The organism is Stenotrophomonas sp. YJH_SMC_12-1 (assembly GCF_059370935.1).
In genome coordinates this window covers 1-22337 of the sequence record NZ_JCAFUD010000005.1, presented here as the reverse complement: position 1 = coordinate 22337, position 22337 = coordinate 1, and the positions used below count along the sequence as shown (strand labels likewise).

Here is a 22337-nt window from a genome sequence, read left to right as displayed (position 1 = left end):
TGTCGACCTTGGTCGACACGCTCTGCATTCCGTGCCGGCCAGCGGCCGGCACCTACCCGCACGCGAATCAATCCAGCCAGCCATCGCGCTCGCTGTGCAGGATGCGGCCGTCATAACCGCTCAGGCGCACCTCCACCTTCTGGTTGCGGGCATTGCGGGCTTCCAGCGACCAGGTCGCACCATCGCGTTCCAGCGAATGGATCTCGCGCAGGCCATGCGCCTGTGCCCGTGCCAGCACCTGCTCGGTGGTCAACAGCGCGCGGCTGCTGTGCTCATCGAAGATCTCGCCGGTCTTCGGGTCCACGTAGACCTCGCTGAAGCGGCCATCGGCGCGGCTCACGTCAGCCTCCCACAGGCCATCATCGCGTTCGATCTCGTGGATCTGGGTGTAGCCGGCCTTGCGCAGGGTCTGTTCAACCTGGGCCATGCCCAGCGGCGCAGCCTGTACGGCCGGCGCGACGGCCAGCAGGGCAACAGTGGCGAGGGTGAGTGACTTCAACATGGGGGTTCTCCTGTTCGTGTTCGTGTTCGTGTTCGTGGCCGGACCATCCCGGCAACGCCACAATGCAGCCCGTGGTTAACAGCGCCTTAGCCGGCACTGTTAACCAGCTGTTAGTCACCTCCGCCACACTCACGCCTGGTCCTACAGTCCTCCCCGCGCCCCGATGCTCTCCACCCTGCCCCTGCTGCTGGCCCTGGCCAGCGCCCCGACCGCCGCCGCGCCCGCACAGGACCCGGCGCAGCAGGTCGCGCGCCGCGCCGTGCAGCAGGGCCGCTACGTGCCATTGGAAAGCGTGGTGCGCGATGCGCTCAAGCGCTTTCCGGGCCAACTGCTGGAAGTGGAGCTGGACGACGGCGTCTACGAAGTGGAGATCCTGCGCAGCGACGGCGTGGTGGTGGAGCTGGACTATGATGCGCGCAGCGGAAAGCTGCTGAAGACGGAGCTGGACGACTGATGCGCATCCTGTTGGCCGAAGACGATGCCGCACTGGCACAGCGCCTGGTGCCCCTGCTGGAACAGGCCGGCTACGTGGTGCACGTGGTCGCCGACGGCCGCCAGGCCGAGGAGATCGGCCAGATCGAAGACCTGCAGGCGGCCATCGTCGACCTGGGCCTGCCCGGGCTGGACGGATTGAGCGTGATCGAGCGCTGGCGCGGCAACGGCCGCAGCTTCCCGGTGCTGGTGCTGACCGCACGCGGGCGCTGGCACGACAAGCTGGCCGGCTTCGACGCAGGCGCCGACGATTACCTCACCAAACCGTTCCAGGCCGACGAACTGGTGCTGCGCCTGCGCGCCCTGATCCGCCGCAGCCATGGCCACGCCAGCCCGCGCCTGCACTGCGGGCCGCTGCAGCTGGACGTCAACGCTGGCCGTTTCGAGCTGGACGGCCAACCGCTGTCGCTCAGCCCGCAGGAGTTCCGCCTGCTCAGTTACTTCATCCACCACAGCGGCCAGGTGATCGGCCGCGACCGCCTGGGCGAACAGGTGTTCGACGGTGGCCACGACCCGGACTCCAATGCGCTGGACGTGCTGCTCGGACGCGTGCGCCGCAAGGTCGGCATCGACCTGATCCAGACCGTGCGCGGCCAGGGCTGGCGGCTGGCCGCGCCGTGAGCCGGCAACCCTCCCTGCGACGGCGCCTGCTGCTGGCTGGCGGCGCCGGCCTGCTGCTGGTTTCGCTGCTGGCCAGCGCGCTGCTGGGCGAACTGTTCAAGCGCAGCGCGCGTGACCGCCTCGACCACGAACTGCAGCAGGACATGCTGACCCTGCTGGCGCAGGCCGAAGTGGACCCGGAAGGACAGCTGCGCCTGCGCCAGGAACCGAATGACGCGCGCTTCCAGCGCGTGTTCTCCGGTGCCTATTGGCAGATTGCCGGTGCCGATGGCCGCGTGCTGCTGCAGTCGCGCTCGCTGTGGGATGAAACCCTGCCGGCCATGGCCACAGGTGCGGCCACGCGCAATCTGGCTGGGCCACTCCAGCAATCCCTGCGTGCACGCGTGCAGCAGGTGCGCCTGCCGCGCGCCAGCGCACCGTTAGTCGCCGTGGTTGCCACCGACCGCAGCGCGCTGGATGCGGATGTGGCCGCGTTCCGGCAGCGCACCGCCATCGCGCTGGGCGTGCTGGTCGCGGCGTGGCTGGCGGTGCTCGCCAGCCAGGTCCACTTCGGCCTGCGCCCGCTGCATCGCCTCGGTGCGCAGCTGGAACGGGTACGGCGCGGCGATGCGCAGCGCATCGACACGCAGGAACTGGGAGCGGAAGTCGCACCACTGGGTGAGGAACTCAACGCGCTGCTGGACCACCAGCAACGCATGGTCGCGCGCGCGCGCACCAGTGCACAGGATCTGGCGCATGCGCTGAAAACCCCGTTGAGCGTATTGGCCACCGAGGCCGACGGCGACGGCAGGGACTGGCGGGCGACCGTTCGTGAGCAGAGCGCCCGCATGCAGGCCAGTGTCGACCGCTACCTGGCCGCTGGGTTGGCCGCCAACCATCGCCAACGCACCGACGTGGCGACTGTCGCGCAGGCGCTGTGCCGGCTGATGGCACGCGTGCATGGCGAACGCGGCATTGCGTTCACAGCGGAAGGCATTGATCCGGCGCTGCAGTTCGCCGGTGCCAGTGCGGATCTGGAAGAGATGCTGGGTAATCTGTTGGACAACGCCGGGCGGTGGGCGCGACAGCAGGTCACTGTCGAAGCGGAAGCCCACGACGGGCAGTTGCGCATCGAAGTGCGTGATGACGGCCCTGGCCTGGCGGCGGATGCGCTGTCCCAGGTCACACAGCGTGGTGTACGCCTGGATGAGCGCGAGGGCAGCAGTGGATTGGGGTTGGCGATCGTGGGCGATATCGCCGCCAGTTATGGCGGGCGCCTGGCGCTGGAAAATGCGCAGCCCGGCCTGCGCGCAACGTTGTGGTTGCCGGTGGGGTGAAGCGGCCAACCTAACGGTGGGTAGTGCCGGCCGCTGGCCGGCAACCACGTGGTCGCCGGGAACGCCTTGGGGAAGCCGGCCAGCGGCCGGCTCTACCAAGCGCCAATCCGACCGGTCGCCGTACACCCGGTAGGTGTCGACCTTGGTCGACACACATCAAACATCAACGGTGATGCATCCACCAGCAATCAATCGCGTCCAGCACGATGTGGATGATCAAACCGATGCCGAACAACCGCGTTTTCTTCGGCACGCACAGGCCTGCATACACGGCAATCGCCGGTGCGGTGTGCAAGGGATGGAACCCGATGCTGCAGCGGTTCGGTGCATAGATCGGGTCGGCCAGCAGATGGTCCAGGTCGATGATCCATCCCAGCAGCATCAGCAGCCACGCCGAAGCAAAGCGCTTGCGCCAGAACAGCCATGCCAGCAGGGCTGGCACGGCGGCATGCAGGAACAGGTGGAAGATCGCGCGGACGCTCATCTGCAACGGTGGCGCCGGGCAGGCCCGGCGCCGTCCATCAGACCAGCGGTTCGTCGGACAGGTAGGTGTAACCGGTCAGGCCGGCTTCCAGCGCCTCCGACAACTCCTGCGCGCGTTCCGGCGACAACTGGGCCTCGGCCACGCGCTGGGCATAGGTCGCGCGCAGTTCGTCCAGGCGGTAACCCACGTAGTCCAGCATCACGTCGGTGGTGTCGCCACGGCGCTGCTGGGTAATGGCATAGCCATCGGCATCGGCCAGCACTTCCACCGCGTCGGTATCACCGAACAGGTTGTGAATGTCGCCCAGGATCTCCTGGTAGGCGCCGACCATGAAGAAACCGATGCGGTAGCTTTCGCCCGGCTTCATCCTGTGCAGCGGCAGCGAGCTGTCCAGGCTCTCGTTCTCGACATAGGTTTCCACCATGCCGTCCGAGTCGCAGGTCATGTCGGCGATGATGCCGCGACGGTCCGGGGTCTCGTCCAGGCGCTCGATCGGTACGATCGGGAACACCTGGTCGATTGCCCACACGTCGGGGATCGATTCGAACACGCTGAAGTTGACGAAGTACTTGTCGACCAGGCGCTCGTTCAGTTCGTCCAGCACCGGGCGGTGGCTCTTCTCGTCATAGCTCAGGCGCGCACGCACGCCGTGGGCGATGGCGTAGAACAGGTCGTCGATACGCGCACGCTGCGGCAGGTCGATCTGACCCAGCGCGTAGCTGGCCAGGCCTTCGGCATGGAAATGCTGCGCTTCCTGGAACAGCTCCACCGCCGGGCGCACGTCCAGCTCGTCGTGGATCTCGCGCAGGTGCCGAATCGCCGCCGGTTCGTCGTCGTGCTGGTCCGGCACGCGGCCTTCCTGCGCCTCTTCCACTTCCGAGACGTTGGCGATCAGCACCGCGTGGTGCGCGGTCATCGCGCGGCCGCACTCGGTCACGATGCGCGGCGGGGTCAGGCCGAATTCTTCGCACGCATTGGCCAGCGGCTGCACGATGTTGCTGGCATAGGAATGCAGGCCGTAGTTGATCGAGCAGAAGCTGCGCGAACGGGTGCCTTCATAGTCCACGCCCAAGCCACCGCCCACGTCGACGTGGGTGATCTTCGCGCCCAGGCGCGACAGCTCCACGAAGTAGCGGGTGGCTTCGCGCATGCCGTTGGCGATGTCGCGCACGTTGGAGATCTGCGAGCCCATGTGGAAGTGCAGCAGGTTCAGGCAGTCGGCGTACTCGGTGTCACGCAGCGACTTCCACAGGTCCAGCAGCTGGCGCGGCGACAGGCCGAACTTGGCCTTGTCACCACCGCTGTTCTGCCACTTGCCGGCGCCCAGCGAGGCCAGGCGCATGCGCACGCCCAGGCCCGGCTTCACGTCCAGCGCCTTGGACTCTTCCAGCACCAGCTTCAGCTCGGACGGCTTCTCGATGACGATGAAGGTCTGCAGGCCCAGCTTGCGGCCGATCAGGGCCAGGCGGATGTACTCGCGGTCCTTGTAGCCGTTGCAGACAATCAGGCCACCCGGGCGCGACAGCGCCAGCACGGCCATCAGCTCGGGCTTGCTGCCCGCTTCCAGGCCGAAGCCCTCGCCGTGGTGGCTGGCCAGGGTGCCGGCCACGCCGCGGGTCTGGTTGACCTTGATCGGGTACACGGCGGTGTAGCCACCGCTGTACTCCCAGTCCTGCTGGGCCTGGGCGAAGGCCGCCTGCAGCTTGCCCAGGCGCTGGCCGAGGATGTCCGGGAAGCGCACCAGCAGCGGCAGCTTGGCACCGGCCGCGCGCGCCGCATCGACCACCTTGGGCAGCGACACCACCGGGCCGTCCGCCCCGGTCGGTCTCACCACCATGTGCCCGGCCTGATCCACGTCGAAGTAACCGTCCGCCCAATGCGGGATCGAGTAGGTCTTGCGGGCTTGGTCGAGGGACCAATCGGTCATTTCAGTCGGCCTTGTTGGCAATAAAAGGGGGGGCATGATAACGCCTATGTGCCCACAGGTTCGTTATCATGCGCGCCCGCGCCCGTGACAGGTTCCAACCTGAACGGGCCGATCCGTCCGGATGTGGCATCTGTGCCACGCGGCCCCGCCCGCCAGCCCGGCTCCACCCCTCCGAACAGGACTGTTTTCCAATGACTGACAGCAACAACTGGTACATCGAACACTTCGAGCGCACCGGCTCGGCCATCGGCTACCGCATCACCGGCAAGCTGGACGAGGTGCAGTCGCCGTTCCAGAAGATCGAGATCTTCCAGACCACCGACTGGGGCAACCTGATGACCATCGACGGGGCCATCATGCTGACCAGCAAGGACAACTTCTTCTACCACGAGATGATCAGCCACCCGGTGCTGTTCACCCACGCCGCACCCAAGCGCGTAGTGATCATCGGTGGCGGCGACTGCGGCACCCTGCGCGAAGTGCTCAAGCACACCGGCGTGGAGAGCGTGACCCAGTGCGATATCGACGAGCAGGTCACGGTGATGGCGCGCAAGCACTTCCCGGAACTGTGCGACTCCAACGACGACGCCCGCGCCGAGCTGCTGTTCGACGACGGCGTGGCCTACATGGCCAACTGCCCGGCCGGCAGCGTGGACGTGGTGATCGTGGACTCGACCGACCCGGTCGGCCCGGGTGAAGGCCTGTTCAACAAAGCCTTCTACGAGAGCTGCTTCAAGGCTCTGAAGGACGACGGCATCCTGGTGCAGCAGTCCGAGTCGCCGCTGATGCAGCTGGACCTGATCAACGAAATGCGCGCCGAGATGGGCAAGGCCGGCTTCGGTTCGTTCAAGACCCTGCCGTTCCCGCAGCCGTGCTACCCCACCGGCTGGTGGAGCGTGACCATGGCGCGCAAGGGCGACAGCAGCTTCGACTTCCGCCAGGCCGACTCGGCCGCCAAGACCTTCAACACCCTGTACTACACCGCCGCGCTGCACACCGGCGTGCTGGTGACCCCGCCGTTCGTACAGGCGGCACTGAAGTAAGGCGTGCCGACCAACGGTCGGCACCCACCCATGCAAAAGAAAAGCCCGCGCTGGCGACAGCGCGGGTTTTTTCATGTTCCGGTAGTGCCGGCCGCTGGCCGGCAACCTCTTGTAACGATCAGAGCGCCCAGATACCGGCAATCACCGCCACCACCAGGCCCCACTTGATCAGCTGGTAGGCCACCACGCTGCGCTCGCGCAGTGCCTTGGCCTTCAGGCGCACCTTGTAGACGCTGCCGAACGCTTTGTTGACGCCACCGGTCGGGTCACCCGGCAGGTTCGGCGAGGCGCCACCGGCCAGCAGCGTGGCCGCCACCGCGCGGTTGAACAGGCCCGGCAGGCCGAAGCGCAGCGGGCGGGCGATGTCGCAGAACAGGATCACCCGGTCATCGGGCGTCTCGTTGTGCGCGTGGTGGATGTAGGTCTCGTCGAACATCATCCACTCGCCATCGCGCCAGCTCTTCTTGATGCCGTCCACTTCGATGTAGCAGCCGTCGTTGTTCGGCGTGGCCAAGCCCAGGTGCAGGCGCAGCGAACCGGCGAACGGGTCGCGGTGCGGACGCAGCTCGCTGCCCGACGGCAGCTGCGCGAACATCGCCGCACGCACGTCCGGTAGGGACTCCAGCAACGCCGTGGTCTTGGGGCACATCGCCTTCGCCGACGGGTGCGACGGGCCATACCACTTCAGGTAGAAGCGCTTCCAGCCACGGCGGAAGAACGAGTTGAAACCGGCATCATTGAACGTGCTGGACGCGGCGATCTTCTGCGCATCGCGCAGCGCCAGCGCTTCATCGCGGATCATCTGCCAGTTCTGGCGCAGCGGCTCCAGCTGCGGGAACTCCTTGGCCGGGTCCAGGAACGGCGTGGTCGGCACCTTCGAGAACATGTACATGACCACGTTGATCGGGGCCATGAAACTGGAATGGTCCAGCAGCTGGCGCGACCAGCGCGCGCGGACCTTGCCACGGAAGTGGATGTACAGCACGCAGGCCACGAATAGCGCTGCAATGACGATTTTGATGATCAAAGCACTTTCCTCCAGCCGCGGCCGGAACGGGAAACGGGCGATGCACGGCCTGGTGGCCAGCATCGGTAAGGAACGCGGCAGGGAACGGGGACGTGCCGAAGGGTGCGGCCGCCGATGTCGCGAATTAACAGCTTATGGTCGGCAGGCCGTGCGTCGGGGTCAAGCCGGACGTGCGCGACGTTCAGCGGGCCGCGGATGAACGAACCGATGCGACGCCCAACCTATTGATTCGGAAAGAACCGTCGACCAAGTGAGACATAATTGTCCGATTCTGTGTGACGAACTGTTCCAGCCACGGGGCCGACATTTCTCCGACAAATCGTGGAATAGCGAACTGGCGAGTACTAAAATTAACGAAAACTTAGTAACTCCCTGTAACACCGGTTCGCTTGACGCTTTGCGCCACCCACCGGGTCGTCCGAGACCCCGACATGTATCTTTCTGCTCTGCCCCCCTCCTCCTGCGGCGATGACGCCGCCACCCCGCTGCTGCTCAAGCGCGGCGAACGCTTCCTGGCCCCCGACGTCTATCGCACCTGCCTGGACGGCCGCGAGGCAGTCATCAAGGACTATTCCCGCTACCGCGGCACGCCCGTTTCGCTGATCGCGCGACTGATGGTGCGCCGCGAGGCCCGCATGCTGCAGCGCCTCGGCGGCTGGAAGCACGCCCCCGCGCTGCTCGGCACCCTCGGTGGCCTGGCGCTGGGCATGGAGTTCATCCCCGGCCAGACCCTGAGCACCGCACAGGTCGTGGGCAATGAGGTGTTCGAGCAGCTGCAGCACGCGCTCAGCCGTTTGCACGCCGCCGGCATCAGCCACAACGACCTGCATGGCACCAACGTGGTGGTCAGCGGCGGCGTACCGGTGCTGCTGGACTTCACCTCGGCCTGGCGCGCTCCACGCTGGCTGCGCCGCAACCCGCTGAGCCGGCAACTGAGCCGCAGCGACATGAAGAACCTGCTGAAGATCCGCCAGCGCGTGACCGGCCAGGCGCCGAGTGCCGAGCAGGCCGCACTGGTGGCCGACCCGGGCTGGGTGGCCGCGGTGCGGCAGGGCTGGAAGCGGTTCTACAAGTGGGCGAAGCGCCGGTAGGGGGCGAGCTCGCTCGACCGCGTTACCGCTCTTTGTAGAGCCGAGCCCATGCTCGGCTGCATTTCGCGCGATGCAGGAACAGCAGCCGAGCATCGGCTCGGCTCTACAACATCCCGCCAAACGGCTTACAACGCGTCCGCGTCCAACTCGCCGGTACGGATACGCACCACGCTGCCCAGGTCGTACACGAACACCTTGCCGTCACCGATCTTGCCGGTGCCGGCGGCCTTCACGATGGCCTCAACCACCGCCTCCACCTGGTCATCGGTCACCGCCACTTCCAGCTTCACCTTCGGCAGGAAATCGACCACATACTCCGCGCCGCGGTACAGCTCGGTATGGCCCTTCTGGCGACCAAAGCCCTTGACTTCCGTCACCGTGATCCCGGTAACCCCACGCTCGGCCAGCGCTTCGCGCACGTCGTCGAGCTTGAACGGCTTGATCACCGCCATGACCATCTTCATCGTCTATCTCCTGTCTTCCGGCGTGGAGGATAGCGCCTGAACGCTGCCCGTGCGAAGCCGCTGCGGCCTGTCCGGGCAGTGGGTGCCAGCAGTATTCTTGTGCCCGAATGGCCTGCCCGCGCCGGATGCACGGGCCCAACCCCACGGAGCACCCCATGATCGACCTGAACCAAATCGATGACCTCGCCCGTCGCCTCAGCGACCTGGTGCCGCCGGGCCTGCGCGAATCGCGCGAGGAACTGCAGGCCACCTTCAAGAGCGCGCTGCAGGCGGGGCTGGCCAAACTGGACCTGGTGACGCGCGAAGAGTTTGAAGTGCAGCGTGCTGTGTTGTTGAAGACCCGCGAGAAGTTGGATGCACTGGAAGCGACCGTGCGTGAGCTGGAAAGGCGCTCGACATCAGATTTGAGTTGACGCCACTTTCGCCAGACAGCGAGGCGAAAAGCAGACTACCGCTCATCGTCAAACGCGAAGTGCCTCACGTCCTCGAGATCGAACACGGCACGATCCTGCGTCAGCCGAATCCGGCCGGACACCTGCACGCTGGCAGAGACATTGCACAGGCCAGGACTGTTACGCTCCAGGCATATGCGCTTCTGTTCGGCGTAAAAACGTGCGACCGAACTGGCGGCCCCATGCTTGCCGATATCGAGGATTCGTGCGCCATCGCTACAGCGGGAGTTGCGCAGAACCTCTTCGTGGCGGTTATCCGTTACATATCGAGCTGACAACACGACCTCATCCCGATCATATTTGCCGGGATTCTTAGTGATGGCACACAGCACTTCTTCATGAGGATCGTCTTTTACCGCTGCCGCCCCTACACTGGCATATGCAGATAGCAGCAGGCCCAGCATGGGCACCAATGACGCAGATTTCATAGTCATTTGTCCTTCTCGGTCTTGGGCTGACGCGCTTCCCAGTTTGCAACAGAACCCTCCCCCCTTGGCCTGTTCACCCTTGCTGATGTTGATCCCAAGGCCTTTAGCAACAACCGCCTCCGTGCCGTAAGCACTCCGCTCTGTGGCACGAACCTCATCACTGGTGGCCGCGGCGCGTCCACGCTCCGCCGTATCAATATCGTGCTGATCTTCTTGGGCGATCACCTGCACCCCCGTCTTTGGGCTGTCGACCTTGCTGAGACCGACAGTGACTGTCCCCTTCTGATTGGTATTGGCGAGCGTGACTACCTGTGTTGGAAGCCCATCTGCGGCGTAACTCCAAGTCTGGCTTCCGTTCCCATCGGGGAACGTTAGCGTCGAAATCCTGTTGCGCGCATCGTACGCCCGGTCAATGACCTGTAGCCCTTTTCCTAACAAGCCCCGCCAGCCACGGCCTTTGTGCTCGAAAAGTCCTAGGGAATGGACTGAGGAAGCCATCACAAGGTTTCATGCGTGGTTTAACTCGGCGGGCTGAAGATCGAACCGGCTGTTACCCCACGGCCCCCTCCCCATGATCGACCTGAACCAAATCGATGACCTCGCCCGTCGCCTCAGCGACCTGGTGCCGCCGGGCCTGCGCGAATCGCGCGAGGAACTGCAGGCCACCTTCAAGAGCGCACTGCAGGCCGGCTTGGCCAAGCTCGATCTGGTCACCCGCGAGGAGTTCGAAGTGCAGCGCGCCGTGCTGCTGAAGACCCGCGAAAAGCTGGATGCGCTGGAAACGGCCGTGCGCGAGCTGGAAGGGCGCGGCGCCGCAGAATGAAAAAAGGAGGCGCACCGCGCCTCCCGTTTACAGATTATTTCCCGGATGGGGCCTTGCAGCAAGGCCCACCGGGCGCCCTAGACTCGCCGGCCTGTCGATCCGGCAGGACAAGCAGGGGCAGCAGCGATGGCGCAGGACACCGAATGGGCACCCGTTTCGCATGACACCTGCGACCAGGTCGCCGGGCCGTTCTATCACGGCACCCGCGCTGACCTGGCGGTGGGCGAATTGCTGAGCGCGGGCTTCCGCTCCAACTATCGCGACAGCGTGGTGATGAACCACATCTACTTCACCACCATTGCCAAGGGCGCCGGGCTGGCTGCGGAGATGGCCCGCGGTGAAGGGCGACCGCGCGTGTACGTGGTGGAGCCGACCGGGCCGTTTGAAGACGACCCGAACGTGACCAACAAGAAGTTTCCCGGGAACCCGACGCGGTCGTATCGGAGTGCGCAGCCGTTGCGGGTGGTTGGGGAGATTGTGGAGTGGGAGCTCTACGATGCGGAGTTCGTTCGGCAGTTGAAAGCGTTTGTTGCTTCGGGGAGTGGGGAGATCATTAATTGATGACCTCTGGGCACGGAGCGTCGCGCTCTTCTTCATCGGCTTCGTGGATGACCGTCCCGAGAATGCCGTCATGGGAATCCAGGTGCCCTTTTCCGAAACTTTTCCAGTACGCGCGCCCCGTCGATGCCAGCTACCGGCCAGAAGCGAATGCGGTGATCACAAAGATTGGGACTGCCCATTCGTGACCGGAGACCGGTCGCTGCAGCCTGCGCTCGGGCGTTGGCCACGCAATGCCGTGTAACCGAAGGCCCCGTCCAATACGCGCATTTCGAAACTATCCCCACCCTTGAGCTGGGAAAGGTCGGCAGATTCCGGGGTGTACTGCAGATGGCGAAGAACCCGTGCGTCATCTCCGGGAAGCCGGACATCAGCATTCATCACCCGCTGCACGTTTCCACTTGCGTTGCTGCTGACTTTCACAAGTACAAAGCACTGTGAGCGCTGGTCCGCACCGAACCTGTTCAACAACGACGCAGCGCCGGAGGCCACTTCTTGTGCCAGAAAGCCCATCCCCAGGGAAACAACGATAAAAAGCAGCGAATGCTTTGAGAAGGAGTTCTGCGGATCTTTAATGAAATGCATGCGCGCGGCGATTGCTGCAATCATCAGGACCGAGACTCCCAGCCATACCAGTGGTCGAGCCGTGTTCAACCAGGCGTGCGGCACAAACAGTGACGACCGACCAAGGACGATCACCACAGCGAGGCTCGAAACCGCACATAGCAGCGGGACAAGAATGATGGGCTTGGCTGAAGCGGTCATGGTCGGATTGGATTCCTTGCTCAATGCCTGGCGGGTATGTCCCAGTACGGCCGCACCTTCTCGGGATCAGAGCAACGTCGCACATTCTTCCCCCAAGCCGGAGTTCCCAAGAACAGCCTTCCCTTGGACGGATCCTAAGTGATTGTGACCACCAGGTGCTCGGCAATCGTCAAAACTCTCTGCCGAAGCGGGGGCGGGCATGTCCGCTTCCGGCCAGTAGTGGACGTTGAACGCGCGGGACGGCTCTGCCATTAGCTGGAGCTCTCGCACCAGTTCTTGGTGACGGGTCCTGCTCACGCACAAGAACCATTCCACAGAGGCAGGCCGCTGTTTCCGTGCCTTCCGACTGGAGAGCAACCTCCAAAGCGAGATAGACGCGCCCTTTTTCTCCAGCCTCGATGGCGCTACGAAGGTAGTTCAATAGGAGGGACGAGCGCTTTGGCGGCTCGACGCCAGAACTAAGCCGCGCCGCGAGGCTGCGTCGGTTTGAACAATTTGTTGGACAGCGACGCCAGCCTGCTATTTATCATCGAATGCCTGGAAGAATTGGACGCTGCCCCATGTGGCAAGTGCAGTGGCAAGAATAGCTAGCGGGACAGATAGCCAGTACACCTTGACCGTTTGGCTTTCAGGCATCTGAAGAAAGTATGGGAGCGCCCTCATAAGGGTGGCCGCTACCGCAAATAAAGTTGAGATTGCCAAAATGACGAAGAACTGCTTCCTGTGCTTGCGATAGCCACGAACCTGCATGTAAAAAATTACAAATGCACATAGCGCTGCCACGAAAAACTCAATCTGAAAAGCAAAGACCAAAGAGTTCACTGAGCAATCCTTAGCGGTCCAACTACCTAGTAGACGGACCCGTGGGTCCGGGCATACAACTTACCCACAAAGCACCGCATGGTGGGCTTTTCCCTTGATACAGCTCGATCTTAGGGTGGTTGGGTCCGGCTAACAACCCAGCGTATTACCGGATCGAGCGGGAGGCTCGACTGCCGAACCAATAGCCGATATGGGTCGGTAGCCGACACTGCCATCCTTCCCTGCGGTCGGTCTGGACCCGATGTCCGCTTTCGGCCAGAAGCGGTCACTGAGATGCGCGGCGATTATCTGCAGGACGCTGATCTTTTGAGTCTAATCTTCATGGCTATAGAATGTATAGCCAGCGGGCTTGCGCCCGAATGTACCAATCAGAAAGGCGACGGGGAGAGACTCCTCCACTGTCAGTGCTGGAGCGGAACCGCGGTTGGCGGCAGCATAGGGGCTGCCGGGCTGCCATTCCGATAGAACATAGAACAAGGTGCATGGCGTAATTTTCCGCAGCCGCCGAGTTTGCAGCACGAACCAGCCTGGCGGCAGAAGATCCAACCACTGGCGTGTCTTAAGCTGGCATGTCGATTCCACGGCCGGACAGCACGACTTTGAAATTCGGAATTCTTTCTAGCGCCTAACTCTGGAATTAGGCCGCGCCGCAAGGCGGCGCTGGCTTGGACGAATCTTTAGGCAGCACTCGCCGAGGCCGCAAGGCCACCAAGAATAGCGCTACTTATTGTGAGTGCTGCACCGAAATGGACGACATATCTTGACGCCCTGAACACAAAAACACTGATCCATATATCCGTAAGACATTCATACGCCATGTACTGATCCCATGGTTTCAGCTTATTCTCTGGGAATATTGAGTCCTTCGGCGCATTGGATATTGTTGTATGTGCAGCATTCCTATACCTAACAAGTGGATATAGGTTTAAGAACAGCGGCAGATCAAAAAAATCTTCCTGAACCGTTGGAAGCGTAATTTTGATGTTGTGGCTACCCACATTTAAGGGTATGACAGGGTTGCTGAGCGAAAATTCGTGGACGCCCCCATCTAGAAGCTTTCTGCTTCCGGAGCGAAGCAAGAACGGCCATCTCCTCCATGCCTCCTGTTTGAAGATATCCTTGAAAAGGATGTCAACGTCCAAGGTAATTCTGGTCGTGCGATCTCCAGACCAAAGCGAACCAACTGTCGCAATGGCTGATCCCAGTGTTGCCAGTATCGCTGCACTGGATAGTGAGGTGATGAAGTCTTTGTGAGCGGCGGGTAAAGCAAGAAGCTTAACCGCGATGAGTACCGCGGTCGCATACAATACAAAGACAATTATGTAGTGAAGGATTAGATGCTTGTCATTTCCCTTCGGCTTTCTACGGTTAGTCTCGCCCACGATTCCCTCTGTGCTGTCCAACTATCTTATAAACGGCTCCGCGGGGCTGGCTACGCGACTTATCCACAAAGTACCGTATGGTTGCCCCCCCCCTTGAAACGGCTCGATGTTAGGGCGATCAGGTCCGGCTAACAAGCCTGCGTATAACCGGACCCAGTGGTAGGCTCGGCGGCGGCACCAACACCAATAGCCGCTTTGGGTTGGTAGCGGACATTACCAAGAGATCAATGATCCCATCCCCGACGGGGGCGTCCGCTTTCGGCTAGGAGCGGACATCAATCGCAAGAGTCTTCCTTATCGCGGAACTCCGGCGCGAGAGTCTGAGCTGCATCAGGCCGGCTAGATGCGCGACGCGCGATTCTCAAGCTCGACCCTTGCCACGCTACTGCAGGATGATTGCAGGCTATTGGCCTTGGTCTACTCCAGCGATTCGTCACTCCCGCCTTTCCGCATGGATATGGATAGACGAAACACCGGAAACCAAGGAATGGTTGGACCAAGCATCCAGCTCTTCCGCAATTGAACCACTCAGGAACCATCCGCGGCCGGTGCACTGAGCCGAAGCCAGGGCAAGAACCACAAATTCAGGCCACGAGTGCGCGGCATGACGGGAGCAGGCACTCACCACGAAGCCGCCCTTGTGATATGGCTCGGCGTGGAGATTGCTGACTTCAAGACCTGCTTGCTCAAACATCCGCGCCGCCACCTTGAGAGCTGCCTGCTGCGATGTGCAATTGGTGAACAAGCGCCAGTACAACTCCATGAGTCCACAATCTTCCAAAGGGCCCTCTGGGCGCGGTTGCGCTACTTATAGCAGAAGGCGCGTACGACCTTTCCCCTCTTGCCACCCGGGGTGCCAGCATCAAGGAACAGATAGTTGAAGAGCGCCCACGGCTTGAACAGTGGGCACCCTGGCATGAATCCCGAGAAGATCACCTTGAGCTGGGGCCGGAGAATCGAGAAGTCCTTGATCGGCCTTCCGTGCTCCTGTCGCGCGCTCCCATCAATGCGGAAGCTGCATCTTCAGCGCGCTTGAACCCCCGCGCAGCAGATACAACGCAACCAGAAACGGCCACAACGAGTTGACCGACGAGAACAGCCGCTGTGTCAGCCCCCTGAACCCCTCCGGGTCCGCTCCCACCACGTTCAACCAGAGATAAGCGATGCCCGCGACACTCACCATAGCAGTCACGGCGTACGCCCTTCGGTTGGCAGACCACGCGCTCAATTCGATGTGCGACATCGCCGGTGCAATGATGTTTGCGATGCCGATGGTGTAGAAGCCGTGCATCGGATGGCCCATGGGCCAGAGCCCGTTGGTCAGCATGGAAATGCCAAAGACCAACCAGCAGATTGCACCTACTGCAATCCGGCGACCGGACTCCCGCCATACCCCGATGGAGAACGCCACGAAGCCCACGCCGGAGCCGATAGCGGCGATCCTGCCGCAGAAGCTTGCAAGCGCTGGCGCCTGCAGGAGCTCGCTGGCGTGCTGTGCAAACGTGTTGTAGCCCGGCGCGGCCACGGCGGCAACGCTGGTCCAGAACAGGAACCACGGAAGCGGGACCAGACCCGCACACAGAAGAAGTCGGTTGCGGCGCAACACGTAACGTGATCCTTATAATGGCCTGCGCCAGTGGGTGGAATCCGTTCAAACACCGCAGAACCTTCCTGATCGGGGCAGGATGGCTCCGGCTGACTACAGAGGTAGTCATCTTCTGCACGACGCCCTAGGGGGTCAATAGGCAGAAAGTCACTCATGCCCGCAAGCGATGCAGACAACAACCTCATCATTCTGGTCCAGCCTGAGCTTCCACCATCTCTGGCTGTAAAGTTGACGTGTCCCATGCTCAGGTTTGCCATGTCCGCCGTCGACCAGAATGACATTGTCGGTGCACAGCACGAAGTGCAACGGCTTCTTGGCCGTTGCATTCTGCGACTTCAGCAGTGCGAGCAACTGATGAAGTCCATGCTCGCCTTTCAGAAGTTGTCCGGTACGCCGGAAGCACTCCCAATGGCTTTGGACAAGCGCAAAGCAGAGATCAGCGGCAAGACAATGGGGGTGCTGGTAGGTCACCTGACTGCCGAATGCGTGATCAAAGAGGGCAGCGAAGCCCCTGGCGGCCCATCGGGTTACGACAGCAATTCAAGCTTCGTCGCTCTGCACATGGGGCTAGAGTTTCCAGAGCAATCCCATGTAACGCTGCAAGCCGACCTGCGCGAACTGGTGAACCTCAGGAACGTGCTCGTTCACCACTTCATCGAGCAATACGATATCCAGACTGTCGAAGGATGCCTGAAGGCACAGGCTGCACTCAGCCGTTCCTACGCTCAGATCGACCGCCAATTTCAACGGCTGCGTGCACTTGCGGCAGATGTTGCGCGGGGAGCGAAAGCCTTTGCGGAGCTGGTTCAGTCTCCCCAGTTCCATGAGTTTATGGTCAACGGCATCGCGCCTGATGGACAGATCCATTGGCCGCTCACAGGTATTGTCAGTGCGCTGAGACAGGCCTTCCGAGAAGGGGCGATCGACGGCTGGGTGAGTCTGGACACAGCCGTTCGCTGGGTAGCAGAGCACCACCCGGAACAAACCCCCAAGAAGTACGGCTGTGCCCGATGGCGGCACGTCATTCACGAATCTCGTCAGTTCGAACTGCGCCACTTCGTGCACCACGGCCAGCTCGGGGCTTGGTTCCGCGAGCGGGCAGATTCGACTGGCTAGCCAGGCGCCGCCGTTGGTAATAGCAGCAATACGCTTTCGCCTACCAAGTGCTGTCGCATTTGCCGCTCCCTGCGTCTCTGGCGGAAGGTTCTGACGACTCCGTCGCAGAAGTGCCGCTGCGCCAAGCACGCCAAGGCTCTCGCCGCTTTCCTCGCTATGCGACAATGCCAAAAACGTCTCGGGTTTTGGCGGCATTGACCCCTACCCGTTGGCATTCCGAACAACAGCAGGTAATCGTTACTGCGCCACCGTGCATCGGTGGTCGGGACTCGAAAGCCCGTTTTGTTGGGAAGTAGTTTGCGCTTGCCAGCCGGCACCACCGCGCGTGGTGCCGGCTGGCAATCCGTCTGCCGGCTATGGCGGGCGGGGCGTGGGGGTCCTGTACCCGCCGGTTCCCAACATCCGGTTTTCGAGCCACGCTCTGCCCGCCACCTTTATCGGTGGCGGCGTCCGCCTGCATGCACGGAGCCCGCCATGACCACGCCGCACTCCCCACCCCCGCGCCACATCCAGCAAGTGCCCCCGGCCGAGCCAGCCCTGGATCCCAACAGCCTCATCGCCATCCTGCACGCCATCGGCGCGGGCGCTGCGGCCGACGGCCAGCCCTGGCCCGAGCGGCACCATCTACGCAGCCGGCAGATGCAGTTGTCCGACGCCGACTGCGCACTCACCGGCCAACGCATCGTGCAGGAGATCCTGCTGGCGGCCGAGCGCACGCGCCAGAACGGCGAGCCGGAGCAGTACGTCGGCGACCGGGTGATGGAGGGACTGGTGATGGCCGATCTGGCGCTGACCGCCTTCATCCACGAGCGGATGCGCCCCAAGGACTGAGCGCGCTTATGGCGCTGACCTTTCTGCCTGTGTGCGGGGTGACGAATGAAGAAGCACGGCCTTGCCGCTGCGGCGGTGTGCATCGCGGTGATCGGCGCGATGTGGGTGGAGTGGCCTGAGCCTGCGAGCGATCAGGTGTGGGCCTACCAGAAGCTGCAGCCGGCCGATTACCGCCTGCTGCACAGTGATGCACTCGGCTTCGTGACCGCGAAGGCACTCGAGGGCTTTGAACTGCACACGCGCCATGCCGGGGCGACGTCCTTCGAGATCCGGTGCAAGGGCGTGCTGGTGATGGACGTGGAGAACGCGCCCTCGCGCGTGCTGATCCGCATGCCTGCCGATGCACGGTGGCGGGCGCCGGACATCGAGCGTCTGCGCACCAGCTTCGAGCGTTGGCCGGATCTGCACCAGAGCCAGGGGCGGTTGCTGGTGGAAAGTGCGGGGCCTTCGTGGGTTGAGGCACGGCTTGGGCGCCTTGACAGCTCGGTGCCTGATGACCAGCGCTGCGTGTTCAGGGACCCAGGCCACCCTCGGCTGGAATCTCCCTCGTCATTCCGCCTATCCAGCGGACCATTGCAGGCAATGGAAGGAATGGCAGCATCATTCGCGGCATTGTTCCGAAATCCCCAAAGAGTCGCGTGAATCACGTGCCCCGGCACCGTTTCGGCGCAACTTGTGGCTGCGCAGAAGCCCCGCTAGCATCGGCTCAACGGCTTTTCCCGTTCTGCCCCCGCATCCATGATGGAAGCCCCCGTGACCGAATCGACCGCCACTGAAGTTTCAGCCGAAGCCGCATATCACAAGGGCGAGTTCTTCCTGATCGACGCAGGCTTGCTGAGCAACGGCGGGGTACCCGGTATAGAGATCGCCAACGAAGACAAGCTGATCGATCCGGGGATGAATGTCATCTCGCGTCCTGATGGAACGCCAGGCCAGTATCCGGAGCGCCCCCACCTGGTTCACGTGCCCGAGAAGGGCGCAATGCCACGCGATCTGGAAGAGCTCGCTGGCATCTGGATTGTGTCGGAGCCGTTGAAGCAGCTGTTTGAGCAGACGGACCCCCAGGCGTTTGCCTTTGTTGCCTGCGACTTCAGCCTTGCCGACGGCAGCCCCGGGCCTCAGTACTACCTGGGCAATGTGCTGCGCAGGCTCGACGCCCTGGATGAAGCCTCGTCCCGCGTGAGAATCAAGCTCGACCACAATTATCAGACCGGCGAGGACGAGAAGCTTTACAGCCTTGTCGGCGGCGCCAGCCTGGTGTTCAAACAGGACGTTGTGGGCGATGCCCATATCTTCCGCCAGGATCGCATGGGCGCACCGCCCATCTGCGACCGCGCGATGTTTGATGCATTGAATGCCGCCAACTTTTCCGGCGTACGGCTGCGCGATGTAGCCGATCTCTAGGACGAGCGCCTTCAAACGGATTCTTGAATGAGGTGGTGCGCATGGCCGACACACCGGTTTTCCAGGGACACCATCTGATCGAACAGAATGCGTTCGAACAAAGCCAGCTGCTGAAGTCGCTTGCCAGGAGTGGTCATTTCACGCTCCACGGTTCCGACAACATCCTCAACCTGCCCGCGAACCCCGCGCTGGCAACCCGGTTGGGTATATCGCCGCACTCGGGCGGCCCGTTGAGTGCGTACTCGGATCAACTTAAGTTCGTTCTCGACGACCTCGCAGAAACCTACGACGGCCGAGCGCTGCTGGCGAAGGATTCTGCGCCGGATGTGCGCGCTGCCGCCGCCGAGCGTATGGGTACCCGCATCCAGAACCTGGAGTTCACGCTTCGCGCCGGCATCCTCAACGGCGACCTGGTCACCAACACGCCGGAGAACATGACCCCGGCCGAAGCCAACGCCCGGATCCGCACCTTCTTCGCCGATCTGGACGGCTACCAGCGCACCCACGCCGCGCAGATTGCGGAACTGAAGACCCTCAACCCGACCGAGTTGCGCTGGCGCGGCGTCACCCACTCCGAAGCCAACGTGACGGCGGCCCTGGATGCCATCGACCAATCCGGCAACTCCACCCTGAGCGAGCGCTGGGGGGGCCGCGCATCGTTGGGCACCGCAATCCAGGAGGCCAACCAGGGCGGCCGCCTGCCGCTGAGCGAGCACACCGCGGCCCGCGTGCGTACGGCGTTCAACCCGGAGATGCCACTGACCATCATGCGCCCTGGCCCGGCAACCACGGCTCCGGAACTGGCAGGCTCTGCTGGGCGCGCTGGCGCTGCGGAAGGTGCCGCCGAAGCTGCCACCGCGCGCGGACAGATTACCGGCGCGCGCGTACTCGGGGCCGCGGGTATTGCCGCACTGGCCGTGGACTTCGCCATCACCGGCCACCGCGTGGCCGAGTTGCACACCGAGGGCAACAACGCCGGCGCAAAATCTGCGGCCACCCACTTCGTGGGGCGCACTGCAGGCGGCTTCGGTGGCGGCTTCCTGCTGGGCGCGGGGTACGGATTGTTCACCGGATCGTGGACCGGGCCAGGTGCGCTGGCTACCGGGCTGCTGGGCGGCGTGGCCGGTGGCTTCGGCGGTGAGTACTGGGCCCAGTACCAGGACAAGAAAGCGGTTTACACCCAGGTGGACCGCAGCGGCAACGAATGGAGCCGCGATCCGGAAGATGCCAAGGCCACCTGGAGCCGCAGCGTGCGCACACCGCAGCCCGACGGAAGCTACCGCGAGATCACGATGGTCGCCGGTGGCCGGCTGCTGGACGAGCTGAACTACAAAGCCGCCAACGACTCATATTCACTGGGCATGGCCAACCTGCCCAAGCCGCAGAACCCCTTCAAGCTTGATGCAGGCGGCAAGAGCACGCCGCCGCGCGAGCCGTTTGAAACCAACCGCCACTACGTGCGCAATCCGCACAACGGCGAATGGAACCTCTCCATCCACTCGATGATTGATGGACGCGTCCCTTCTGACTACAGCGTGCCTGTCAGCCCGGAAAAGTCGGGCCAACTGGAACGGGAATCGCAGCGCATCATTGCCCAGAACGCCTTGAACACGCCGGAGGCGCTTGCCGCCCGTTACCAGGTGGCGTTCAACCAGTACAACTGGCACGAGTTCGCCACCATTGAGCCGGTACCGGAGGTGATCACCAACGCGCTGACCCAGACGCAGCCCCTGCGCGCTTCCAACGGCGAGAAGTACACGCAGGACCCCAACGGGCAGTGGCAAACGCCGGGTTGGCTGTATGGCACCAACCCGGCTGAAGGCAGCATCGTCGAGGAGCTCAATCGTACGCGCCAGAGCCAGCAGGCCGGCGTACAGGAGCTGACGTCCATGGCCGACATCGCCCGGGCCAACCCCACGCCAACCGAATACGGCCTGCGCAGCCAGGTGGTGGACGCCTACCGTAGTGCCGGCATTGTGCGCAGTGCAGAAGAGATTGATGACGCCGTAGCCGCCGTTGCCCAGGATCACGCACGCGCCGTGCCCGACTTCGGTACGTTCATGCTGCAGGTGCAAAAGGATGGCTCGCTGGCCACACTGGCCGGGAAAGATGACGAGCGCATGCAGATCGTCTGCGTCACCACGCCACAGGAGATTGCCCAGGCACACGTGCAGCGCTCGACTGCGGAGCAGCAGCCCGCGGATGCCCTGCCGCGCGCGCCAACTTCACCTGAGCCCGCACCGAGTGCATCGCCGCCACACACCTCCAGGCCTGCCACGCAGCACGACGCTGACGTAGACCGGCACCACGGCACGGCCCTTCGCCCAGATGGCAGCGGGCTGCTGGAACAGCTGCGCTCGTCGGTAGCCATGCTGGATGAGAAGAACAACAAGCCGTGGGACCAGAGCAGCGACCGCCTGCTCGCCAGCGCCTACCGGCTTGCAGCAGAAGCCGGGTTCAAGCCCGGCGACCAGGTAGACATGGTACTGAGTGAAGCCACCGAAACCCGTGCTGCGGGCGCCACGCTGTTCGTGACGCGCTCAGGACCGGGCGCGTCATCGGACCCCGCCGCCAACCGGGTGCAGATGCCAACACAGGAGGCCCTGGCGGTCGCACCGGAGCAGCAGTATGCAGCGGCCAACCGGAGCCTCGGCGCTCAGGACCGGGAGCAGTCGCAGCAGCTGGCGCAAGCGCAGGAACACCAGCAGGAAGAGAGCCGGCAGGGGCCGCGGTTGGGTTGATGGCACCCGTTCTGGCTGATCAACGCCGATCCACTTGATACCGGGCGAGTTCCGGCGCTCACATTGCAGAGACTGGTCGCCGCATAGGAACAAGGCACGCTCCAGGCACCTGCCGGAATCCTCCTAGCTGCGTCACCAACAATTCCTATATCCCTGCGCACAGCACCTGCCACACCATTAAACCCCCATCCGCAGGAAACCACACATGAGCCCGGCGCTGGTCTACAGCTGTGCCCGCGCCGGGGTCGATGCCCCGCTGGTGCGGGTGGAGGTGCATCTCTCTGGCGGTCTGCCTGTCACGCAGATCGTGGGCCTGGCCGAAACCAGCGTGCGCGAATCCCGCGAGCGCGTGCGTGCCGCCCTGCTCTGCGCACGCTTCGACTTTCCACAGCGGCGCATCACGTTGAATCTGGCGCCCGCCGACCTGCCAAAGGAAGGCGGG

General features: G+C 63.1%; 25 protein-coding genes. 14 read left to right on the top strand and 11 right to left on the bottom strand.

Annotated elements, in window-relative coordinates; genetic code table 11:
• Nucleotides 1–67: 67 nt before the first annotated feature.
• Entirely contained in the window at nucleotides 68–502 is a 435-nt protein-coding gene (locus AC5P8Y_RS10395; protein WP_005411365.1) for a PepSY domain-containing protein, read from the bottom strand.
• 163 nt (nucleotides 503–665) lie between these two features.
• Between AC5P8Y_RS10395 and AC5P8Y_RS10390 the strand changes: the two genes are divergently transcribed.
• From AC5P8Y_RS10390 to AC5P8Y_RS10380, 3 genes are read left to right on the top strand one after another with little or no spacing between them, the layout of a single operon-like run.
• On the top strand, nucleotides 666–956 hold the full coding sequence (locus tag AC5P8Y_RS10390; RefSeq protein ID WP_033834860.1) for a PepSY domain-containing protein: 291 nt from the start codon (nucleotides 666–668) through the stop codon (nucleotides 954–956).
• Nucleotides 956–1615: a response regulator transcription factor gene (locus AC5P8Y_RS10385; RefSeq protein WP_111172521.1), complete on the top strand. Its 660-nt coding sequence runs from the start codon at nucleotides 956–958 to the stop codon at nucleotides 1613–1615. Before AC5P8Y_RS10390 ends, AC5P8Y_RS10385 begins: the two co-directional genes overlap by 1 nt.
• Nucleotides 1612–2931: a sensor histidine kinase gene (locus tag AC5P8Y_RS10380; protein WP_495201959.1), complete on the top strand. Its 1320-nt coding sequence runs from the start codon at nucleotides 1612–1614 to the stop codon at nucleotides 2929–2931. The genes AC5P8Y_RS10385 and AC5P8Y_RS10380 overlap by 4 nt, the downstream gene beginning before the upstream one ends.
• 163 nt (nucleotides 2932–3094) lie before the next feature.
• Here the strand turns inward: AC5P8Y_RS10380 and AC5P8Y_RS10375 are convergent, their stop codons facing one another.
• Both AC5P8Y_RS10375 and speA read right to left on the bottom strand, forming a co-directional pair.
• Entirely contained in the window at nucleotides 3095–3415 is a 321-nt protein-coding gene (locus AC5P8Y_RS10375) for a DUF6122 family protein (protein ID WP_059035666.1), read from the bottom strand.
• 37 nt (nucleotides 3416–3452) lie between these two features.
• The gene (gene speA / locus AC5P8Y_RS10370; protein WP_033834863.1) at nucleotides 3453–5342 is read right to left on the bottom strand and encodes an arginine decarboxylase; all 1890 of its coding nucleotides are present in this window, start codon (nucleotides 5340–5342) and stop codon (nucleotides 3453–3455) included.
• 191 nt (nucleotides 5343–5533) lie between these two features.
• Between speA and speE the strand changes: the two genes are divergently transcribed.
• Complete coding sequence (gene speE, locus AC5P8Y_RS10365) at nucleotides 5534–6385, top strand: polyamine aminopropyltransferase (protein WP_049432009.1); 852 nt, start codon at nucleotides 5534–5536, stop codon at nucleotides 6383–6385.
• A 118-nt stretch (nucleotides 6386–6503) separates the two neighbouring features.
• Here speE and AC5P8Y_RS10360 read toward each other — a convergent pair whose 3' ends face one another.
• Nucleotides 6504–7409 carry an aspartyl/asparaginyl beta-hydroxylase domain-containing protein gene (locus AC5P8Y_RS10360; protein ID WP_024957655.1) on the bottom strand — a complete coding sequence of 302 codons (906 nt, stop codon included), beginning with the start codon at nucleotides 7407–7409 and terminating at the stop codon, nucleotides 6504–6506.
• A gap of 434 nt (nucleotides 7410–7843) precedes the next feature.
• Here AC5P8Y_RS10360 and AC5P8Y_RS10355 point away from each other — a divergent pair, with 434 nt between their 5' ends.
• Nucleotides 7844–8503 (top strand): RIO1 family regulatory kinase/ATPase domain-containing protein, encoded by a 660-nt coding sequence (locus AC5P8Y_RS10355; RefSeq protein WP_111117745.1) that lies wholly within the window; start codon nucleotides 7844–7846, stop codon nucleotides 8501–8503.
• A 125-nt stretch (nucleotides 8504–8628) separates the two neighbouring features.
• On the opposite strand, the gene AC5P8Y_RS10350 is transcribed toward AC5P8Y_RS10355, so the two are convergent.
• Nucleotides 8629–8967: a P-II family nitrogen regulator gene (locus tag AC5P8Y_RS10350; protein WP_005411374.1), complete on the bottom strand. Its 339-nt coding sequence runs from the start codon at nucleotides 8965–8967 to the stop codon at nucleotides 8629–8631.
• A gap of 155 nt (nucleotides 8968–9122) precedes the next feature.
• On the opposite strand from AC5P8Y_RS10350, the gene ubiK (AC5P8Y_RS10345) reads away from it, so the two are divergent.
• Nucleotides 9123–9380, top strand: coding sequence for a ubiquinone biosynthesis accessory factor UbiK (gene ubiK, locus AC5P8Y_RS10345; protein WP_069138732.1), 258 nt, complete (start codon nucleotides 9123–9125; stop codon nucleotides 9378–9380).
• Between the two features lie 35 nt (nucleotides 9381–9415).
• Here ubiK (AC5P8Y_RS10345) and AC5P8Y_RS10340 read toward each other — a convergent pair whose 3' ends face one another.
• A complete protein-coding gene (locus tag AC5P8Y_RS10340) occupies nucleotides 9416–10345 on the bottom strand; it encodes a hypothetical protein (RefSeq protein ID WP_495201958.1) in 930 nt (309 codons plus the stop codon).
• 73 nt (nucleotides 10346–10418) lie between these two features.
• On the opposite strand from AC5P8Y_RS10340, the gene ubiK (AC5P8Y_RS10335) reads away from it, so the two are divergent.
• A complete protein-coding gene (gene ubiK / locus AC5P8Y_RS10335; protein WP_005411375.1) occupies nucleotides 10419–10670 on the top strand; it encodes a ubiquinone biosynthesis accessory factor UbiK in 252 nt (83 codons plus the stop codon).
• Nucleotides 10671–10796: 126 nt separating this feature from the next.
• Nucleotides 10797–11231, top strand: a complete 435-nt coding sequence (gene arr / locus AC5P8Y_RS10330; protein WP_495201957.1) for an NAD(+)--rifampin ADP-ribosyltransferase — start codon at nucleotides 10797–10799, stop codon at nucleotides 11229–11231.
• Nucleotides 11232–11387: 156 nt separating this feature from the next.
• On the opposite strand, the gene AC5P8Y_RS10325 is transcribed toward arr, so the two are convergent.
• From AC5P8Y_RS10325 to AC5P8Y_RS10305, 5 genes are all read right to left on the bottom strand, one after another.
• Nucleotides 11388–11993, bottom strand: a complete 606-nt coding sequence (locus AC5P8Y_RS10325) for a hypothetical protein (RefSeq protein ID WP_495201956.1) — start codon at nucleotides 11991–11993, stop codon at nucleotides 11388–11390.
• A 519-nt stretch (nucleotides 11994–12512) separates the two neighbouring features.
• Nucleotides 12513–12815 carry a hypothetical protein gene (locus AC5P8Y_RS10320; RefSeq protein ID WP_495201955.1) on the bottom strand — a complete coding sequence of 101 codons (303 nt, stop codon included), beginning with the start codon at nucleotides 12813–12815 and terminating at the stop codon, nucleotides 12513–12515.
• A gap of 677 nt (nucleotides 12816–13492) precedes the next feature.
• A complete protein-coding gene (locus AC5P8Y_RS10315) occupies nucleotides 13493–14197 on the bottom strand; it encodes a hypothetical protein (protein WP_495201954.1) in 705 nt (234 codons plus the stop codon).
• Between the two features lie 433 nt (nucleotides 14198–14630).
• Entirely contained in the window at nucleotides 14631–14960 is a 330-nt protein-coding gene (locus AC5P8Y_RS10310; RefSeq protein WP_495201953.1) for a hypothetical protein, read from the bottom strand.
• 240 nt (nucleotides 14961–15200) lie between these two features.
• Nucleotides 15201–15803 carry a DUF998 domain-containing protein gene (locus AC5P8Y_RS10305; RefSeq protein WP_005419996.1) on the bottom strand — a complete coding sequence of 201 codons (603 nt, stop codon included), beginning with the start codon at nucleotides 15801–15803 and terminating at the stop codon, nucleotides 15201–15203.
• Nucleotides 15804–16058: 255 nt separating this feature from the next.
• Here AC5P8Y_RS10305 and AC5P8Y_RS10300 point away from each other — a divergent pair, with 255 nt between their 5' ends.
• The 6 genes from AC5P8Y_RS10300 to AC5P8Y_RS10275 all read left to right on the top strand — a co-directional run.
• On the top strand, nucleotides 16059–16919 hold the full coding sequence (locus AC5P8Y_RS10300; RefSeq protein ID WP_235646041.1) for an OST-HTH/LOTUS domain-containing protein: 861 nt from the start codon (nucleotides 16059–16061) through the stop codon (nucleotides 16917–16919).
• Between the two features lie 474 nt (nucleotides 16920–17393).
• Nucleotides 17394–17750, top strand: coding sequence for a hypothetical protein (locus tag AC5P8Y_RS10295; RefSeq protein WP_049404444.1), 357 nt, complete (start codon nucleotides 17394–17396; stop codon nucleotides 17748–17750).
• 45 nt (nucleotides 17751–17795) lie between these two features.
• Nucleotides 17796–18392 carry a cold-shock protein gene (locus AC5P8Y_RS10290; protein WP_495201952.1) on the top strand — a complete coding sequence of 199 codons (597 nt, stop codon included), beginning with the start codon at nucleotides 17796–17798 and terminating at the stop codon, nucleotides 18390–18392.
• Between the two features lie 99 nt (nucleotides 18393–18491).
• Complete coding sequence (locus tag AC5P8Y_RS10285; protein WP_049404441.1) at nucleotides 18492–19154, top strand: imm11 family protein; 663 nt, start codon at nucleotides 18492–18494, stop codon at nucleotides 19152–19154.
• A gap of 41 nt (nucleotides 19155–19195) precedes the next feature.
• The gene (locus AC5P8Y_RS10280) at nucleotides 19196–21895 is read left to right on the top strand and encodes an XVIPCD domain-containing protein (RefSeq protein ID WP_495201951.1); all 2700 of its coding nucleotides are present in this window, start codon (nucleotides 19196–19198) and stop codon (nucleotides 21893–21895) included.
• 205 nt (nucleotides 21896–22100) lie between these two features.
• On the top strand, nucleotides 22101–22337 hold a 237-nt coding region (locus tag AC5P8Y_RS10275), incomplete at its 3' end, for a magnesium chelatase domain-containing protein (protein WP_495201950.1).

Bases quoted from the DNA above. Each gene is read 5' to 3' on its own strand.
- AC5P8Y_RS10300 (WP_235646041.1), top strand. From the start codon at position 16,059: ATGTCCGCCGTCGACCAGAATGACATTGTCGGTGCACAGCACGAAGTG.
- ubiK (WP_069138732.1), top strand. From the start codon at position 9,123: ATGATCGACCTGAACCAAATCGATGACCTCGCCCGTCGCCTCAGCGAC.
- AC5P8Y_RS10285 (WP_049404441.1), top strand. From the start codon at position 18,492: ATGGAAGCCCCCGTGACCGAATCGACCGCCACTGAAGTTTCAGCCGAA.
- AC5P8Y_RS10350 (WP_005411374.1), bottom strand. From the start codon at position 8,967: ATGAAGATGGTCATGGCGGTGATCAAGCCGTTCAAGCTCGACGACGTG.
- speE (WP_049432009.1), top strand. From the start codon at position 5,534: ATGACTGACAGCAACAACTGGTACATCGAACACTTCGAGCGCACCGGC.
- AC5P8Y_RS10375 (WP_059035666.1), bottom strand. From the start codon at position 3,415: ATGAGCGTCCGCGCGATCTTCCACCTGTTCCTGCATGCCGCCGTGCCA.
- speA (WP_033834863.1), bottom strand. From the start codon at position 5,342: ATGACCGATTGGTCCCTCGACCAAGCCCGCAAGACCTACTCGATCCCG.
- AC5P8Y_RS10310 (WP_495201953.1), bottom strand. From the start codon at position 14,960: ATGGAGTTGTACTGGCGCTTGTTCACCAATTGCACATCGCAGCAGGCA.
- AC5P8Y_RS10295 (WP_049404444.1), top strand. From the start codon at position 17,394: ATGACCACGCCGCACTCCCCACCCCCGCGCCACATCCAGCAAGTGCCC.
- AC5P8Y_RS10340 (WP_495201958.1), bottom strand. From the start codon at position 10,345: ATGGCTTCCTCAGTCCATTCCCTAGGACTTTTCGAGCACAAAGGCCGT.
- AC5P8Y_RS10355 (WP_111117745.1), top strand. From the start codon at position 7,844: ATGTATCTTTCTGCTCTGCCCCCCTCCTCCTGCGGCGATGACGCCGCC.
- AC5P8Y_RS10290 (WP_495201952.1), top strand. From the start codon at position 17,796: ATGAAGAAGCACGGCCTTGCCGCTGCGGCGGTGTGCATCGCGGTGATC.
- AC5P8Y_RS10325 (WP_495201956.1), bottom strand. From the start codon at position 11,993: ATGACCGCTTCAGCCAAGCCCATCATTCTTGTCCCGCTGCTATGTGCG.
- AC5P8Y_RS10385 (WP_111172521.1), top strand. From the start codon at position 956: ATGCGCATCCTGTTGGCCGAAGACGATGCCGCACTGGCACAGCGCCTG.
- AC5P8Y_RS10395 (WP_005411365.1), bottom strand. From the start codon at position 502: ATGTTGAAGTCACTCACCCTCGCCACTGTTGCCCTGCTGGCCGTCGCG.
- AC5P8Y_RS10280 (WP_495201951.1), top strand. From the start codon at position 19,196: ATGGCCGACACACCGGTTTTCCAGGGACACCATCTGATCGAACAGAAT.
- ubiK (WP_005411375.1), top strand. From the start codon at position 10,419: ATGATCGACCTGAACCAAATCGATGACCTCGCCCGTCGCCTCAGCGAC.
- AC5P8Y_RS10390 (WP_033834860.1), top strand. From the start codon at position 666: ATGCTCTCCACCCTGCCCCTGCTGCTGGCCCTGGCCAGCGCCCCGACC.
- arr (WP_495201957.1), top strand. From the start codon at position 10,797: ATGGCGCAGGACACCGAATGGGCACCCGTTTCGCATGACACCTGCGAC.